We start from the raw sequence: 17,503 nt of genomic DNA, 5'->3' as shown, positions 1-17,503 counted from the left end.
CTCCTGGTTATTTCTCAGATGCGGTTGCGCAAGCCGGTCCCTGCCAGCCAGCGTTGGAAGTTGTCGACGAAGGCCTCATCGACGCGCGCGGCATTGGCATCGGAAAAGCCCGCGCTGTGCGGTGTCGCAATGACGTTGGGCAGATCCCACAGCGGCGAATCCCGCGCCAGCGGTTCGTGGGCGAACACATCGAGGTGGGCGCCGGCCAGCCGCCCGGTGCGCAGCGCCTCCACCAGCGCCGGCTCGTCGACCACGTCCCCGCGCGCCACGTTGATCAGGTGCGCGCCCGACGGCAGGCGCGAGAGCGCCCGCGCACCGATCAGCTGGCGCGTGCGCCCGGTCAGCGGGCAGGCGAGGATGAGCCAGTCGGCGCGCGGCAAGACGGCGTCGAGCTCGTCGTACGACACGGTCTCCAGACCGCCGTGCGGTGGCGCGGACTGGCGCCGCACGGCCACCACATGCAGGCCCAGCGCCTGCAGCATCGTCCCCAGGTACTGGCCAATGCCGCCCCAGCCGACGACCACGGCAGTCTGGCCGCGCAGGTCGCGCGGCAGGCCCGTCTGGATCAGCGGCGCCCACTGGTGCGCGCGCTGCGCCGCCTGCAGCTGCGGAAACCGCCGCGCCAGCGCCAGCAGGCCGGCCAGCGCCGTTTGCGCGACCACATCGGCATTGGCACCCGCCGACGTGGTGAGCGCAACGCCGCGGCCGTGCAGCTCCAGGTACACCGGACGGTCTGCGCCCGCCGAATGCACATGCACCCACTGGAGCGCAGACGCTGCGCGCAGCGCGTCGTAAAAAGCCTGCGTCTCGGGCGTCACGCGGTGCTTGGTGGACAGGCCGGTCACGTCGCGCGAGACAAAGGCCAGGTCGGCCTCGCCTTCGCCCGGCTGCACGAAGTGCAGCGGTCTGCTGCCGGCCGCTTGCACCAGGGCCGGCGCCAGCCGCAGCCGGGCCGCCTCCGACAGGAGGATTCGAACGGCGGCTCCCGTGTTCATTCCGCCGTGGCCCCGGACTGCTGCACGATGAGCTTCCATTTGGCGTACTCGCGGCGCGTGAACTGGCCGAACTGCTCCGGTGTGCCGCCAATCGGATCGGCCCCTTCGCGCACCATTTGCTCCTCGAGCGAAGGCAGCACCTCGTTGACGGCCTTGTTCAGCACCGCCACCACGGCGTCGGGCGTGCCCTTGGGTGCAAAGAAGCCGAACCAGGAACCTGCGGCGAAGCCGGGGAAGCCCTTTTCAGCCACGGTGGGAACATTGGGCAGCGAGCGCGAAGGCACGGGGCTCGACACCGCCAATGCGCGCAGCTTGCCGGCCTTGATGTGCTGGATCACCGAAGGGATGGTGGCAAACATGAACTCCAGGCGGCCTGCGAGCAGGTCGTTCAGCGCATGGGCGCCCTTGTAGGGAATGTGCAAGGTGTCGCTGCCGATGCGCTGCGTCAGCATGTAGCTCGACAGGTGCGACGAGGTCCCGATGCCGGTCGAGCCATAGCTCAGCTTGCCTGGCTGGGACTTCACGTACGCCACGAACTCTTCGAAGGTTTGCGCCGGAACGGAGGGGTGCACGACCAGAACGTTCGGCACATCGGCGATCTGCACCACGGGCACGAGGTCCGTGAGCGGGTCGTAGGACATGTTCTTGTAGAGCGACTGGTTGATCGAAATCGGGCCCACCGAATTGACGATCAGGGTATGGCCATCGGGCGCGGCGCGCACCACTTCGGCCGTCCCGATGTTGCCACCGCCACCGGGCTTGTTGTCCACCATGAACGACTGGCCCAGCTTCTCGTTGAGCTTCTGCGCGACGGCGCGCGCGAGGATGTCGGTGGTGCCGCCCGCGGTGAATGCGACGACGACCTTGACGGGCTTGGCGGGCCAGCTGCGCTGCTGGGCGTGGGAGCCCATGGGCAGCAGACTCGCCAACAGGGCGACCGAGACGAGGCGGCGCGGAAGCCGGGCGAGGGGGGTCAAAGAATCGGGCATGTTTGTCTCCGGTGGTTCTTGTGTGAAATGCAAGGCCTGGCCGCTCAGCGCGGCAGGGCCTTGCCGGGTTTTCGACCCCGACGTGGCAACGCCAGCCCCTGGGGCGGTGGCCAGTGCGGCAGTCGGAGCCGCGTCCCGTGGGGGGACCGGTGCGGCGGGTCAAAAGCGTGGGCACCGGGCCGTGTGCGGCCCGGTGCGATGTCGGTGGTCTGGGCGGGGCCGGGCGGCCGGGCATGCGCCGCGGCGCCGCGTGCGGCGCGGGCGCGGCGGCTCAGCGGATGCGGGGGTGGGCGCACAGCCGGTACGGGGTGGCGCTCAGGTGCGAAAGCTGGGATCCAGGCGGTCCAGCATGCGCAGCAGGGCCGGCCACTCCATCACCCCATAGGGACGCCGGGTGCCGGGCTGGTAGTTGTTCCAGGTCTCGTGCAACACCGCCTGCGGCACCTGGACCAAGGGGGTGTTGCAGGCCATGGCCGCCAGCTGCGAGCGGCAGGCGAGTTCGAGCCGGTGCATCCAGTTGAACGCCTCGCCCACGGTGCGGCCGACGGTCAACGCGCCGTGGTTGCGCAGGATCAGCGCCTCGCCCTGGCCCAGGTCTTTAATCAGGGATTCCTGCTCGGCGGTGTCGAGCACCACGCCCTGGTAGTCGTGATAGCCGATCTTCAGAAAGCGCATGGCGGTCTGAGTGATGGGCAGCAGCCCACACTCAAGCGACGACACGGCCATCGAGGCCCAGCTGTGTGTGTGGATCACGCAATCGACTTCGGGGCGCGCATCGTGCACGGCGCTGTGGATCACGTAGCCGGCCTTGTTGACGCCATAGTCCAGCGCGCCAAAGTCGGGCTTGGCGAGAACGGTGCCGTCATGGCTGACCTTGATCAGGCTGGACGCCGTGATCTCGCCGTACATCATGCCGTAGGCATTGATCAGGAAGGCGTCGTCCTCCCCCGGCACGCGGCTGGAGATGTGGTTGGCCATCATGTCCGCCATGCCGAAATGCTCCACCAGCCGATAGCACGCCGCCAAGTCGACGCGCGCTTTCCACTCGGCCTCCGAGCATTGGTTCTTCATCGAGGAAATCTGGAGCTTCGGGATATCGTCGTACGCCATATGCAGTCTCTTTCTTGGTTTTGCAAAGCCATCGGTGCCTCGACGGCGGAGTCGTCGGGGGGTCCGGTCAGTCGGCGCCCAGGCCGATCGGGTGGGGCTGGCGCTTTTCCACCGCATGGCGCAACAGCGAGGCGGTGCGGAAAATGCCGTGGGCGAACTTGCCGTAGGGCAGCGTGGCGAACAGCGCCATCACCGCGCCCAGGTGCAGGCACAGCAGCAGCGCCAGCGCCGGCGTGCCGCGGCCCAGCCAGAGCAGCAGGCCGCTGGCGCTGGTGAGGAACAGCAGCGCGATGAAGCCGCGGTCCATGGGCTTTTGCGCTGCGTCGCCGTGCAGCGCATGGCGCTGCAGGTTCAGGCGCCACAGGCCAGCCGTGCCGATCATCAGACTCACGCCGCCGGCCACGCCCAGCAGCTTGGGCAGGCTGGGCAGTTCGTAGGGGGCCACCCAGCCGAGCAGGTAGTGGTAGAGCGTGGCCACACTGGTGGCGGCAAAGCACAGCAGGAAGCCGTAGAACGTGAAGTGGTGGAAGCGCCGGCGCGACAGGGTGTAGGCGTCGTCTTCGTTGTGGCAGCCATCGCCGTGGCCGCCGTCCAGGTATTTCAGGCGCAGCACCGCGTCGGCCGCCTCGGCCGTGGCCGGGGGCGACAGCGGCGCGCCGCTGGTGGCCGGCGCCACGTCGCGCCAGAAGCGGCGCACGCCCAGGGACAGCGCCAGCGTGGCGAACAGGAACACCGGCGCGAACAGGCCGACCAGCAGGTTGTGCGGGAAGATGCCGTAGAAGCCGCCCTGCGGCGTGCCCCACAGCGCAGCCAGGCCCTGGCCGTGGAGCACCACGGCCAGCACCAGGAACAGCGCGAGCCCCGCGGCCAGTGCCAGCGACAGCGTGAGCCCCTGGCGCTGGTAGAGCTGGCCCAGCGCGGGCGGCCAGGCATAGTCGGCATAGGTCTGGCCGCGCACCTGGGCCATGGCCTGGGGCACGTTCACCGCAAATTCATGCGGCGGCGCGTACTGGCAGGCGTGCAGGCAGGCGCCGCAGTTGTGGCACAGGTTGGCGAGGAAGTGGATGTCGGCCTTGCCGAATTCGAGCCGGCGCGTCATGGCCGGAAACACGGCGCAGAAGCCCTCGCAGTAGCGGCAGGCGTTGCAGATCTGCATCTGGCGCGCCACCTCGGTCTCGGCGGCGGACAGCACGACATCGCCGTTCGCCAGCGCCCGGGCGTCGCGCGTCAGGGCTTCAAGCGACTGCATGGTTTGCTCCTTGTTTTGTAGCTATTTGCGCTTGCTGCATAAGTGCTGGAGGCCGTTTGGATGCCAAAGCGGCGTTGCTGCCGGCGATGCGGCCGAACGCCGTGCCGATGCTCATGCCCACGCCGGCCGTGTAGCCCTTGCCGAGCACGTTGCCGGCCATCATTTCGCCGGCGACGAACAGGTTGTCGCTCGGCTGGTTGTTGAAGCGCACGGCCGCCGTGTCGTCGGTGTGCAGGCCGAGGTAGGTGAAGGTCACGCCCGGCTTGAGCGCGTAGCCGTAATAGGGCGCCGTGTCGAGGGGGCGGGCCCAGTGCGTCTTCGCGGGCGTGATGCCTTCGGTATGGCAATCGTCGAGGGCGGTGTGGTCGAACGTGCCCACGCGGCAGGCGGCGTTGTAGGCATCGAGCGTACGCATGAAGGTGTCCACGGGCAGGCCGAGCTTTTGCGCGAGCTCGGGCAAGCTGTCGGCCTTCACGCCGGGGAATACGGGCGGCATGAAGCGGCCGATGGCCTTGCTGTCGATGATCGAGTAGCCGATCTGCCCCGGCTGCTGCGCCACCAGGCGCCCCCAGATCGCATAGCGCTTGGGCCAGAAGTCCTCGCCCTCGTCGTAGAAGCGCTCGGCCTCGCGGTTGACCACCACACCGAGCGAGACGCAGTCGATGCGCGTGCAGATGCCGCCGTCGTACAGCGGCGCGCGCGCGTCGATGGCCACCATGTGGGCCTGGGTCGGGTCGCCGATGCGGTCGGCGCCGTGGTCCTCGAGCAGGTGGCGCAGCAGCACGCCCTGGTTGTAGGCCGTGCCGCGGATCAGGAAGTTGTCGGAGGGCCACTCGCCGCGCGCGTTCTGGCCCCAGGCTTCGCGCAGCCAGTCGCGGTTCGATTCGAAGCCGCCCGCAGCCAGCACGCAGCTTTTGGCCGTGATGCGCTCGCCCTTGCAATGGGCAGCGACGAAGCGGCCGTTTTCTATCTCGATGCGGTCCACGGGCGCTTCGTAGCGCACCTGCACGCCGAGCTTTTCGGCGCTGCGGAAATACGCATTCACCAGCGCCTTGCCGCCGCCCATGAAGAAGGCGTTGGTGCGCGCCACGTGCAGCGCGCCCGACAGCGGTGGCTGGAAGTGCACGCCGTGGCTGCGCATCCAGTCGCGGCAGGTCGAGGAGGCACGGATCACCAGGCGCGCCAGGTGCTCGTTGGTCAGGCCACCGGTCACCTTGAGCAGGTCCTGCCAGTACTCATCTTCGGGGTAGGCCTCGACCAGCACGTCCTGCGGCGCATCGTGCATGCAGCGCAGGTTGCGCGTGTGGGCCGAGTTGCCGCCGCGCCAGGCGCGCGGCGCCGCTTCGAGCAGCAGCACGCTGGCGCCGGCCTCGCGCGCCATCAGCGCGGCGCACAGCGCGGCGTTGCCACCGCCGATCACCAGGACGTCAACGCTCATGCCGTCACCCCCTGGTGGGGTACGGGCTGTTCACGCACCCGGGTGGGTGCGGCGACGGTGCGGTGCGCAGGCAAGGCAGGGGCGGACACGGTGGATCTTCCATTCATCGGGGAGGGCCGACTGTAGGAAGAACACCGCCGCCTGCGCAGGGGGCGTGCGGGCATGGCCCCATCACGAATCGTGATGGGTGGGTGGTGGCAAACCCCGACGGTGCCGGAGCGCAGGGTCAGTGCAGGGGAGGGCCGGCGGGCGCCACCAGCGCCGCGCCAATCCACTGGCCCGACTGCACCAGTTCGCGCACGCAGTCGGCCAGCACGACGCGCGCCGCGAGCGCGGCCGGCGAGAGCTCGTCGTCCGACAGGCTGCACAGCGCGGCGGGCCGGAAGGCCGGGCCGTCCTCGATCTCGGCCAGTTCGAAGCGCTGCGCCGCGTCGCTGTAGCGGCCCACGGCGGCCCAGGGCTGGATGGTGCTGCCCAGGCCCATGTCCACGGCGTCCATCAGCAGCTCGAGAGAGTCGATTTCCATGGCCATGCACGGCGCCACGCGCGCCTGGGCAAACGCCGTGTCGAGCCGGCTGCGCAGGCCGTGCGGGCCGGTGGGCAGGATCAGCGGCTCGGCCTCCAGCGCGGCCAGGGACACCTGGCGCGGCAGCGGCGCCTGGTCCGGCGCGCGGTGGCGGGTCGAGCGGATCAAAAACAGGCGCTCCTCGAGCAGCGGCAGTACGCTCCAGCGGCGCGCCGGCTGGGTATCGAACAGCACGGCCAGGTCGAGCTGGCGCGCGTTGAGCATGTTGGAGAGGTGGCCGGAGAGGCTGCCCACCATGTGCAGGCGCACGTCGGGGTAGCGCTCGTGCATGGCGCGCATCAGCGGCACGCCGAGCACCGAGGCCGTGGTCGGCGACAGGCCCACGCTCACGGTGCCCGTCAGGCGCGCCTGCTGCGCCGCGCGCGCGGCCTGGTCGGCGTGGCGCAGCGCCAGTTGCGCCTCGCGGAAGAAGGCCAGCCCGGCCTCGGTGGGCACGGCGCCTTTGGCCGTGCGCTGCAGCAGCCGGGTGCACAGCTCGCCTTCGAGGCGGCTGATCTGCTGGCTCAGCGCCGACTGCACCACGTCGAGGTCGATCGCAGCCCGGCCCATGGAGCCGAGTTCGACGATGCGCACGAAGTAGCGCAATTGCCGCAATTCCATTGGAGTTTCCTTGTCCCTGTCACACATCACACTACGTGATGGCTGGGATAATCGCACACCTATGAACAAGCAGCGCGTCGTGGTCGGCCTGTCTGGCGGGGTGGACTCCGCCGTCACGGCCCACCTTCTCAAACAGCAGGGCCACGAGGTGGTCGGCATCTTCATGAAGAACTGGGAAGACGATGACGACAGCGAATACTGCTCGTCCAACATCGACTTCGTCGACGCCGCCGCGGTGGCCGACGTGATCGGCATCGAGATCGAGCACGTCAACTTCGCTGCCGAATACAAGGACCGCGTGTTCGCCGAGTTCCTGCGCGAATACCAGGCCGGGCGCACGCCCAACCCCGACGTGCTGTGCAACGCCGAGATCAAGTTCAAGGCCTTCCTCGACCACGCGATGCGCCTGGGCGCCGAGAAGATCGCCACCGGGCACTACGCGCGCGTGCGCCAGAACGCCCACAGCGGCCTGTTCGAGCTGCTCAAGGGGCTCGATCCGTCCAAGGACCAGAGCTATTTCCTGCACCGGCTGACACAGGCGCAGCTGGCCAAAACGCTCTTCCCTGTCGGCGAGCTGCACAAGACCGAGGTGCGCCGCATCGCCGCCGAGATCGGCCTGCCCAACGCCAAGAAGAAGGACTCCACGGGCATCTGCTTCATCGGCGAGCGGCCGTTCCGCGAGTTTTTGAACCGCTACATCGCGCATGCTCCCGGGCCCATCCTGGACGAGCGCGGGCGCAAGCTCGGCCGCCATGTGGGCCTGTCCTTCTACACGCTGGGCCAGCGCCAGGGCTTAGGGATAGGCGGCGTCAAGGATAAGGGCGCGCAGCGCGGCGGCGGCGAGCATGCGCCGTGGTTCGTGGCGCGCAAGGAACTCGGCACCAACGTGCTGCGCGTGGTGCAGGGCCACGATCACCCCTGGCTGCTCTCGCACCGCCTGGACGCCCAGGACGCGAGCTGGACCGCGGGCCACGCGCCGGCCCCCGGCGCCTATGCGGCCAAGACGCGCTACCGCCAGCAGGATGCGGCCTGCACGCTCGCGGGCGCGGACACGGCCGGCTTTGGCCTGCAGTTTCCCGAGCCGCAGTGGGCCGTCACGCCCGGGCAGAGTGCCGTGCTCTACGACGGCGAGGTGTGCCTGGGCGGCGGCGTGATCGCCAGTGTCGGCCGCGCACACGGCGCCATCGCCAGCTAGAGCGGGCGGCTGGCCGCCCGGCCACTGCCCCCGGCAGCGCGCCAGCCACCTGCGCTGCGCTTGCCTGCCTCACCGCCCCAGCGGGAGGACCACCACCGGCAGCCCGGTCAGCGCGCGTTACAGCGCAGACCGCCAGGACGTGGCTTAGCCGGTACCCCTCCAGCAGCGAAGCCGCCCTGGCTACCACCAGGGTCCAGGCTTCAATCTGCAAACCACCTCTTGACGGCTCACAGCTAACGCCCCCCAAAGCGATACCTCGCCCGCCCCCCCGAATACGGCGCATACCTGCTGCGCCGCGCTCTTCGCGTAAATCCTAAGGACAGCTCTGCGGGAAAGCAGTGCAATGCCTGTCGCCGCGCGCGCAGCGCACGGCCTCCACTGCCACAGACCAGGAAACCACCCATGACCCTCGACCGCAGAACCTTCACCCGCGCGCTCGCGCTCGGCAGCCTTGTCGGCCCGCTCTCCAGCCGGGCCCAGGCGGCCTACCCGAGTAAGCCGATCCGCATCGTCTGCCCTTTCGCACCGGGCGGCGGATCGGACTTCATTGCCCGGGTGGCGTCGACGCGGCTGGCCGAGCGCCTGGGTCAGCCAGTGGTGGTGGAAAACCGGCCTGGCGCGGGCGGCACGCTGGGCACCGAAATCGGTGTGAGGGCCGCGCCCGACGGCTACACGCTGCTGCTGGTGGCCGGAAGCTACACAGTGAACCCCGCGCTGTACAAGCTCAACTTCGACCCGGTGGCCGACATTGCGCCGGTGATCCAGCTCTCGCGCGGGGCCTATGTGCTGTGCGTCAACCCCAAGCTGTCCGTCAAAACCCTGCCGGAGCTGCTGGCCCTGTTGCGTAAGGAACCGGGCAAGCTCACCTTCGCCTCCAGTGGCCTGGGCGGCCACCTGCATGTGGTGACCGAGTACCTGCTTGACTTGGCCAAGGCCAAAGCCACCCATATCCCCTACAAGGGCACCGGCCCGGCCATCAATGACCTGCTGGCCGGCAATGTGGACATGCTGTTTGGCGGCACCGAGGGCATGATGCAGCACGTCAAGGCCGGCAAGCTGCGCGCGCTGGCCGTGAGCACGGCCGGCCGGCTGCCGTCCTACCCCGACATCCCCTCGGTGGCCGAAAGCGGCCTGCCCGACTACGACGTGGTGGCTTGGCACGGCCTGGTGGCGCCCAAGGGCGTGCCGCCGGCCGTGATCGCCAGACTCAATAGCGAGCTCAATGCCGTGCTCAAGGCCAAGGACATGGAAGACCGACTCGAGCCCACGGGCGTGGGCGCGGCCGGTGGCACGCCCGAGCAATTTGGCGCGCTGCTGCAGGCCGAGATCCTGCGGTACGGCAAAGTGGTGCGCGATGCCGGCATCCGCACCGAATGAGGCCGCGCCAGCCCGTTTCCTTTTGTCCGTTCCGTTCTCGCGTTTTCTATGTCCCAGACCCGAAAGAAAGCATGTCTTCACCTGTCAGCAACGTCCGTCCCGATTACGACCAGGTCATCGTCGATATCGTCGATTACGCCCTGGGCTACGAAGTCACCTCCGAGCTGGCGCTCGCCACGGCGCGCCACATCCTCATCGATACACTGGGCTGCGGCCTCGAATCGCTCGAGTACCCGGCCGCCTGCAAGCTGCTCGGCCCCGTGGTCAAGGGCACTATGGTGCCGCACGGCGCCAAGGTACCCGGCACGCAGTTGCAGCTCGACCCGGTGCAGGCCGCGTTCAACATCGGGCTGCTGATCCGCTGGCTCGACTTCAACGACACTTGGCTCGCGGCCGAATGGGGCCACCCGAGCGACAACCTGGGTGGCATCCTGGCCGTGGCCGACTGGCTGAGCCGCACGGCCGTCGCCGCCGGCAAAACGCCGCTGACCATGCAAGCCGTGCTCACTTCCATCGTCAAGGCGCATGAAATCCAGGGCGTGATCGCGTTGGAGAACTCGTTCAACAAGGTCGGCCTGGACCATGTCCTGCTGGTCAAAGTGGCATCGACCGCCGTGGTGTCGCAGTTGCTGGGATTGACGCGCCACGAAACCCTGGCCGCCGTGTCGCTCGCCTGGGTCGATGGCCAGAGCCTGCGCACCTACCGCCATGCGCCCAACGCCGGCAGCCGGAAAAGCTGGGCCGCGGGCGATGCCACGAGCCGCGCCGTGCGCCTGGCGCTGATCGCACAGACCGGAGAGATGGGCTACCCGAGCGCGCTCACAGCCAAGACCTGGGGTTTTTACGACGTGCTGTTCAAGGGGCAGCCATTCAAGTTCCAGCGCCCCTACGGTTCCTACGTGGCCGAGAATGTGCTGTTCAAGATCAGTTTTCCGGCCGAGTTCCACAGCCAGACTGCGGTCGAGGCCGCCATCACGCTGCATGGCGCACTCAAGGCCGCAGGCAAGACGGTGGACGACATCCACAAGATCACGGTCCGCACGCACGAAGCCTGCATCCGCATCATCGACAAGCAGGGCCCGCTGAACAACGAGGCCGACCGCGACCACTGCATCCAGTACATGGTGGCCGTGCCGCTGATCTTCGGCAATCTCACGGCCGCCGACTACGAAGCACGCCGCGCCGCCGACCCGCGCATCGACCGCTTGCGCGCCAAGATTCACTGCGTCGAAGACGCGCAGTACACGCGGGACTACCACGACCCCGACAAGCGCAGCATTGCCAACGCGCTCAGCGTCGAGTTCAACGATGGATCGAAGCTGCCCGAAGTGGCGGTGGAATACCCCGTAGGCCACCGCCGCCGCCGCGCCGACGGCATTCCGCTGCTCGAAGCCAAGTTCCGCACCAACCTCGCGCGGCGCTTTCCGCAAAAGCAGCAGGATGCCATTCTGGCGGTGTCGCTCGACCCCGCGCAACTGGCTGCCATGCCGGTGCACGAGTACGTTGATCTGTATGTGATTTAAACGCTGTAGCGCTCTGCGCCAGAGCGCGTGGGAGTTGGCGCGCGGCCTTCAAGGCAGCGCCGGCGCCGCCTCCATGGCCTTGAGCCGGCGCCACAGCGTGGCCCGGCTGATGCCCAGCAGCGCGCAGGCGGCGGCCTGGTTTCCCTGCACCTGCGCCAGCGCTTCGCGCACGCGCTGCCACTCCGCTGCGTGGCGCGCCGCTCTCAGCCCCTGTGCCACAGGCAACGTGGCGCCGCATGCGGGGAGTGCCGCTCCAGCCACACCAGAAAACTCGGCAAACAGGCTGTGCCAGCGCGCCTCGTCCAGTTGTCCCTGCGGCGCCACATAACCCTCGCAGGCCAGCAAGCGCTCCACCAGATTGCGCAGCTCGCGCACGTTGCCGGGCCAAGCATAGCCATGCGCGCGCTGCAGCACGCTGTCCAGCAGCCGGGCGTTGGTGGCCTGGGCGCCCGCACCGCGGCCCGCCTGCTGGCGCGCCAGGAAATGGTGCGCCAGCCCGGCAATGTCGCCGGGGCGCTCGCGCAGCGGCGGCACAGCCATGCGCAGCACGGCCAGCCGGTAATATAGGTCGCGGCGGAACCTGCCGGCTTCCACCAGCGCCTGCAGGTCGGCATGCGTGGCCGTGATGACGCGGATGTCCACCGGCACTGGCTGCGTGGCGCCGATGCGCAGCACCTCGCGCTCCTGCAGCACGCGCAGCAAACGCGTCTGGTGGGCCAGCGGCATGTCGCCGATCTCGTCGAGAAACAGCGTGCCGGTGTGGGCGGCCTCGATCAGGCCGGGCTTGCCGCCGCGCCGCGCGCCGGTGAAGGCGCCGTCTTCGTAGCCGAACAGCTCGCTCTCGAGCAGGCTTTCGCCCAGCGCCGAGCAGTTCACCGCCAGGAAGGGCTGGCTCGCACGCGCGCTGGCGCGGTGCACGCCCTGGGCCACCAGCTCCTTGCCGCAGCCGCTCTCGCCGGTGATGAGCAGCGTGGCATCGGTGGCGGCGCAGTGGCGCGCCAGCTCGCGCACCTGCTGCGCGGGCGCGCTGCTGCCGCAAAAGTCGTCGAGGCGGTGGCGTGCCTGGGCGTCGAGCGCGCCCTGATTGGCGCGCAGGCGCCGGTCGGCGCGCTGGATGGCCTCGGGGTGGCGGCAGACCACCAGCGCGCCGGTGATGGCGCCCTGCTCCCACAGCGGCGTGCGCCGCGCCACCACCATGCGCGCACCGATGCGCAGCACCTCGTCGCCGGGAGGCGCTGCGCCGCGCAGGATGGTGCTCACGCTCAGGGCGGGCGCCACCTCGGCCAGCAGGCGGCCATGGAACGACGGCACCTCGCCGCCGAGCACGCGGGCCATGGCCGGGTTCAGGGCCTCGATGCGCCCGAGCTGGTCCACCGCCACCACGCCGTCCTGCAGCTGGGCCAGGATGGTGCGCAGCCGCTCGGTGCGCGCGCGGTGGGCGTGGGCGCGGTGGGCCATGCGGCGCGCATCGGCCAGCGCCGCGCGCACCGCCCCTTCGGAATACAGGAACACGCTGCGCAGCCCGGCCTGCTCGGCCAGATCGGCCACCAGGCCCGGCGCCACCGCGACCTGCACCCCGGCGGCCTGCAGCGCATGCACGCAGCGCCGCGCGCTCTCCTCGTCCGTATAGGCGTACTGCGACACGCCCATGCCAAACAGCGCATCGAGCCGTGCGAACGCCTGCGACGGTGCACCGCTGGTGACCAGGGCCACGGCCGGCGACAGCGCGCGCGCCTGCGCCAGCGCCTCCATCCAGTCCTCGCTGCGCACCTCGACGATGGCGATCGGAATGTCCAGGTGCGCGCGCAGGTAGGCGCCGCTGGCGCCGCCCGCTACCACGGCGTCGATGGGCGAGTGCGCATGCGCGGCCTTCAAGGCCGCCAGCGCCTCGTCGAACGCCAGGTCCATCACCTCGACCTGCAGGCCAGCCACCAGCGCGGGCTCGGTCAGCAGGCGCTGCAAAAGCCGGTGCAGGCGGTAGCGTCCCACGGCCACCACGCGCGGCAAGGCCATGGACGGCGGTGCCGCGTCGGGGAGGAAACGCTTCATCAATGCTTCAATTTCATTTCAAATATGAAACTGATTTTCTCACTGTTGAGCAGGCTCTCGCGACGCAGGCGCTAACACGGCCATCTGCAAGGCGCATTCCGTGAAATGCAGGGGTTGCGCCGAGATGGCACGGTGCTTGCGTTACCGGTGCAGGGCCGCGCTCCCGCCTGGCCTGACCATTGCATTTTTCACGTGGAGACAGAACACATGCCCAATTTGAACAAGCGCCTTTGCTTGCTGTGCGCCGCGGCCGCCGCACTGTGCGCGCTGGCGCCCGCCCACGCGCAAAACTGGCCCACCAAGCCCGTACGCTTCATCGTTCCGTTTTCTGCTGGCGGTGCCAACGACCTGATGGCGCGCGCCGCCGCCGAGGGCGCAGGACGCGTGCTGGGCCAAAGCGTGATCGTGGAGAACCGCCCCGGCGCCGGTGGCACGCTCGGCGCCGACGTGGTGGCCAAGAGTGCGCCCGACGGCTACACCTTCCTGATCAGCGCGGCCGGCGTGATCTCCAACAGCCTCATCAAGAAGTCCATGCCGTTCAAGGATGAGGACCTGGTGCCCGCCGTGATGATCGGCCTGGCCCCGTCGGTGATCGTCGTGCCCAAGAACGCGCCCTACACCAACCTGCGCGACTTCGTCGAGGCCTCCAAGAAAGGCGTTGGCTTCAACTTCGCCACCGCCGGCACCGGCAGCACGCCGCACTTTGTCGCCGAAATGCTCAACGTGAAGTACGGTGCACAGCTGCAGCCCGTGCCGTACAAGAGCGGCTCGGAGAGCACCACGGCCGTGCTGGGCGGGCAGGTGGAGGGAACGTCCGAGGCCAGCATCATCGCGCTGCCGCACATCATCCGCGACGGCAAGTTCAAGCCGCTGGCCACCACCTGGACACAGCGCATCTCGGCCTATCCCCAGCTGGCCACCGCGGTCGAACAAGGATTTCCCGACCTGCAGATCGCACACTGGGCTGGCCTGCACGCGCCGCGCGGCACGCCCACCGAGATCCTCGACAAGCTCGCCGCCGCTGTGGACAAGGCCATGCATGAAAAAGCCACCGTCGAGAAGCTCAAGGGCCTGGGCATCGAACCCATCGGCGGCACGCGCGCCGAGTTCATCAAATTCACCGATGCAGAGCGCAAGCGCCTGGGCGAAATCGTCAAGGCCGCCCGCATGCAAGAGCAATAACCTCCGCCGACCGAGAACACCGCAATGCCTGTTTCCCGCAGAAAATCCGCCCTCCACCTCGCCGCCCTGGGCTGCGCTCTGGCCTTCCCGGCCCTGACCGCCACCCCCGCCGCGGCGCAGGCGGCCGGCGCCTGGCCCACGCGCCCGGTCAAGCTAATCGTGCCCTACGCCGCCGGCGGCTTTGCCGACACGCGCGCGCGCCGCATCGCCGAAAAGATGGGCCAGGCGCTGGGCCAGCCCGTCGTGATCGACAACCGTGGCGGCGCCGGGGGCGTCAGTGGCACCGACGTAATCGCCAAGGCCACGGACGGCCACACCTTCGGTTTTGCCTCGCCCGGCCCGATGGTGACCAACGCCATGCTGATGAAGAAGCTGCCCTATGACGCCCAGCGCGAGCTGCAGCCCATCATCCTGATCGAAGAGGCGCCGCTGATCCTGGTGAGCTCGCCCACCCAGCCTTTCAAGACCGTGGCCGAACTGATTGCCGCAGCCAAGGCCAAGCCCAATACGCTGACCTTTGGCTCTTCGGGCGTGGGCGGCGCGCACCACCTCTCGGGCGAACTGCTGGCCTACCAGACCAAGACCGACCTGGTGCACGTGCCCTACAAGGGCGGCGCGCTGGCGGCCACCGACCTGATGGGCGGCCACCTGGCGTTCATGTTCGAGATGGGCTACTCGGCGCTGCCCGCCATCCAGGGCAACAAGATCCGCGCGCTGGCCGTCTCCAGCAGGCACCGCCTCAAGGTGCTGCCCAACGTTCCCACGCTCGACGAGGCCGGCATCAGCAAGTTCGAGTCCTACAACTGGCTGGGCATGGTGGCTCCTGCGAGCACGCCGATGCCCATCGTAAAGCGCCTGAACGCCGCCGTGAACGCGGCGCTCAAGGACGCCGACGTGCGCACCATGATCGAAAGCTCGGGCGGCGAAATCGTCGGTGGCACGCCCGAGGAATTCGGCAAGTTCCTGGCCGAAGAGCGGGCCAAGTGGGCGCCGGTGATCCGCAACGCCAACATCTCCATCGACTGAGTGGAGCCCGCACCGTGGTCGACAGCGTTTTCACCGCACCGCAGCGGGCCCTGGCCGCGCTGTACATGCGCGGGGGCACGAGCAAGGGCGTATTCTTCGAGCCCCGGCACCTGCCCGCCGACCCGGCGCTGCGCGATGCCGTGCTGCTGCGCGCAGTCGGCAGCCCCGACCCCTACGCACGCCACATCGACGGCATGGGCGGCGCCACCAGCAGCACCAGCAAGGTGGTGCTGGTCAGCCGCTCCAGCCGGCCCGGTTGCGACGTGGACTACCTCTTTGGCGCAGTCTCCATCACCGAGCCCCTGATCGACTGGTCGGGCAACTGCGGCAACCTCAGCGCCGCCGTGGGCCCGTTCGCGCTGCTGCGCGGCCTGGTCGATGGCGCACCGCGCAACGGCATGGCCACGGTGCGCATCTGGCAGGCGAACATCGGCAAGCGCATCACCGCGCATGTGCCGGTGGCCGATGGCCAGGTGGTCGAGGACGGCGACTACGCGCTCGACGGCGTGGCCTTTGGCAGCGCCGAGATCCGGCTCGACTTCCACGACCCGGCGGGCAGCGCCACGCAACCGCTGCTGCCCACGGGCTTGGCGTGCGAGCGGCTGCAGGTGCCGGGCCTGGGCGAGGTCAAGGTCAGCTGCATCAACGCGGGCAACGCCACCGTGCTGGTGCGCGCCGCGCGCCTGGGCCTGGCCGGCACCGAGCTGCCCGCGCAGCTCAACCAGCGCCCCGATCTGCTGGCGCAGTGCGAGGCCATCCGCGCCCATGCCGCCGTGCGCATGGGCTTGGCCACCAGCGCCGAGGAAGCCACGCAGCACCGGCCCGCGACACCCAAGATCGCGCTGCTGGCCGCGCCCGCAGCCCATGCCTGCTCGGACGGGCGCACGCTGGCGGCGCACGACACCGACCTGCTGGTGCGCATGCTCTCGATGGGCGCGGTGCACCACGCCGTGCCCGGCACCGGCGTGGTCGCGCTGGCCGTGGCCGCGGCCCTGCCCGGCACGCTGGCGCACCAGATCGCCCACCTAGCCCACGGCGCCGCGCCCCCGCCGGGACAGCCGCTGCGCCTGGGCCACCCCTCGGGCCGCGCCTCGGCGGGCGCCCAGGTGCGCCAGGTCGATGGCGCCTGGGTGGCCGACACCGCCACGCTCTCGCGCAGCGCACGCTGCCTGATGCGCGGCGAGGTGCTGGTGCCCGAACGCTTGTGGCATACCGCGCCGGCTTCGCCTGCGGCGCACTGAGCGCTGCAGCCATTTCCCTGAACCGACAACACCTCCCATGAACACCAAACAACAACTGCGCGCCCTGGTCGACGCCCGCCGCGGCGTGATCGTGCCCGGCGCCTTCAACGCGCTCTCGGCCCGTGTCGTGGCCGACCTGGGCTTTGAAGCCCTCTACGTCACGGGCGCCGGCGTCACCAACATGTGGTTCGGCCTGCCCGACCAGGCCTTCATGGGCCTGACCGACATCGCCGACCACACGGCGCGCATCCGCGACGCGGTCGAGCTGCCACTGATCGTCGACGCGGACACCGGCTTTGGCAACGCGCTCAACACCTACCATGCCGTGCGCACGCTCGAGCGCGCCGGTGCCGACTGCATCCAGCTCGAAGACCAGGTCTCGCCCAAGCGCTGCGGCCACTTCAGTGGCAAGGACGTCGTCAGCACAGAAGAAATGCTCGGCAAGATCAAGGCGGCCGTGGACGCCCGCCGCGACGAAGGCACCCTCGTCCTGGCGCGCACCGACGCCTGCGCCAGCCACGGCTTCGAAGCCGCTGTCGAACGCGCGCAGCGCTACAGCGAGGCCGGTGCCGACATCCTGTTCGTCGAGGCCGTGACCAGCGCCGACGAGATCCGCGCCCTGCCCCAGCGCCTGGCCCGGCCCCAGCTCATGAACATGGTGATCGGCGGCAAGACGCCGATCTTCAGCGCCGAGGAACTCGCCGGCCTGGGCTACGGCCTCGTGCTGTACGCCAACGCAGCGCTGCAAGGCGCCGTGGCCGGGATGCAAAAGGCGCTGACCGTGCTGCGCGACACGCGCCGCATAGACGAAGACCCGGCGCTCGTGGCGCCCTTTGCCGAACGCCAGCGCCTGGTGGGCAAGCCGCAGTGGGATGCGCTGGAGCGCCGGTACGGCTGAACCCGCCGCAGGCGAGCGGTGCAGCTTCAATAGGTTCCGGTGTTC

General features: G+C 69.2%; 14 protein-coding genes. 7 read left to right on the top strand and 7 right to left on the bottom strand.

Annotation, left to right across the window (positions count from 1 at the left end):
- Positions 1-14 precede the first annotated feature (14 nt).
- The 6 genes from B2J89_RS08525 to B2J89_RS08500 all read right to left on the bottom strand — a co-directional run bounded on the left by B2J89_RS08525 (position 15) and on the right by B2J89_RS08500 (position 6,967).
- Positions 15-995 carry a D-2-hydroxyacid dehydrogenase gene (locus tag B2J89_RS08525; RefSeq protein WP_169168721.1) on the bottom strand — a complete coding sequence of 327 codons (981 nt, stop codon included), beginning with the start codon at positions 993-995 and terminating at the stop codon, positions 15-17.
- Positions 992-1,984: a tripartite tricarboxylate transporter substrate binding protein gene (locus B2J89_RS08520; protein ID WP_169168720.1), complete on the bottom strand. Its 993-nt coding sequence runs from the start codon at positions 1,982-1,984 to the stop codon at positions 992-994. Before B2J89_RS08520 ends, B2J89_RS08525 begins: the two co-directional genes overlap by 4 nt.
- 315 nt (positions 1,985-2,299) lie before the next feature.
- Positions 2,300-3,094, bottom strand: coding sequence for a class II aldolase/adducin family protein (locus tag B2J89_RS08515; protein ID WP_240964776.1), 795 nt, complete (start codon positions 3,092-3,094; stop codon positions 2,300-2,302).
- Between the two features lie 67 nt (positions 3,095-3,161).
- Positions 3,162-4,343, bottom strand: coding sequence for a tricarballylate utilization 4Fe-4S protein TcuB (tcuB, locus tag B2J89_RS08510; protein ID WP_169168719.1), 1,182 nt, complete (start codon positions 4,341-4,343; stop codon positions 3,162-3,164).
- Positions 4,330-5,781, bottom strand: coding sequence for an FAD-dependent tricarballylate dehydrogenase TcuA (gene tcuA, locus B2J89_RS08505; RefSeq protein WP_169168718.1), 1,452 nt, complete (start codon positions 5,779-5,781; stop codon positions 4,330-4,332). The genes tcuB and tcuA overlap by 14 nt, the downstream gene beginning before the upstream one ends.
- Before the next feature lie 226 nt (positions 5,782-6,007).
- Positions 6,008-6,967, bottom strand: coding sequence for a LysR substrate-binding domain-containing protein (locus B2J89_RS08500; RefSeq protein ID WP_169168717.1), 960 nt, complete (start codon positions 6,965-6,967; stop codon positions 6,008-6,010).
- A gap of 61 nt (positions 6,968-7,028) precedes the next feature.
- Here B2J89_RS08500 and mnmA point away from each other — a divergent pair, with 61 nt between their 5' ends.
- From mnmA to B2J89_RS08485, 3 genes are all read left to right on the top strand, one after another.
- A complete protein-coding gene (gene mnmA / locus B2J89_RS08495) occupies positions 7,029-8,162 on the top strand; it encodes a tRNA 2-thiouridine(34) synthase MnmA (protein WP_169168716.1) in 1,134 nt (377 codons plus the stop codon).
- A gap of 402 nt (positions 8,163-8,564) precedes the next feature.
- A complete protein-coding gene (locus tag B2J89_RS08490; protein ID WP_169168715.1) occupies positions 8,565-9,539 on the top strand; it encodes a tripartite tricarboxylate transporter substrate binding protein in 975 nt (324 codons plus the stop codon).
- 71 nt (positions 9,540-9,610) lie between these two features.
- Positions 9,611-11,062: a bifunctional 2-methylcitrate dehydratase/aconitate hydratase gene (locus tag B2J89_RS08485; RefSeq protein WP_169168714.1), complete on the top strand. Its 1,452-nt coding sequence runs from the start codon at positions 9,611-9,613 to the stop codon at positions 11,060-11,062.
- A gap of 48 nt (positions 11,063-11,110) precedes the next feature.
- Here B2J89_RS08485 and prpR read toward each other — a convergent pair whose 3' ends face one another.
- On the bottom strand, positions 11,111-13,111 hold the full coding sequence (gene prpR / locus B2J89_RS08480) for a propionate catabolism operon regulatory protein PrpR (protein WP_169168713.1): 2,001 nt from the start codon (positions 13,109-13,111) through the stop codon (positions 11,111-11,113).
- Between the two features lie 207 nt (positions 13,112-13,318).
- On the opposite strand from prpR, the gene B2J89_RS08475 reads away from it, so the two are divergent.
- From B2J89_RS08475 to B2J89_RS08460, 4 genes are read left to right on the top strand one after another with little or no spacing between them, the layout of a single operon-like run.
- Positions 13,319-14,293 (top strand): tripartite tricarboxylate transporter substrate binding protein, encoded by a 975-nt coding sequence (locus B2J89_RS08475; RefSeq protein ID WP_169168712.1) that lies wholly within the window; start codon positions 13,319-13,321, stop codon positions 14,291-14,293.
- Between the two features lie 24 nt (positions 14,294-14,317).
- Positions 14,318-15,319, top strand: coding sequence for a tripartite tricarboxylate transporter substrate binding protein (locus B2J89_RS08470; RefSeq protein ID WP_169168711.1), 1,002 nt, complete (start codon positions 14,318-14,320; stop codon positions 15,317-15,319).
- Positions 15,320-15,333: 14 nt separating this feature from the next.
- Complete coding sequence (prpF, locus tag B2J89_RS08465) at positions 15,334-16,560, top strand: 2-methylaconitate cis-trans isomerase PrpF (protein ID WP_318294158.1); 1,227 nt, start codon at positions 15,334-15,336, stop codon at positions 16,558-16,560.
- A gap of 37 nt (positions 16,561-16,597) precedes the next feature.
- Complete coding sequence (locus B2J89_RS08460) at positions 16,598-17,458, top strand: oxaloacetate decarboxylase (protein ID WP_169168710.1); 861 nt, start codon at positions 16,598-16,600, stop codon at positions 17,456-17,458.
- Positions 17,459-17,503: the final 45 nt, after the last annotated feature.

The organism is Acidovorax sp. SRB_24 (assembly GCF_012931925.1).
Note: the sequence above shows the minus strand (reverse complement) of the source record. Positions and strands in the feature narration are given on the sequence as shown.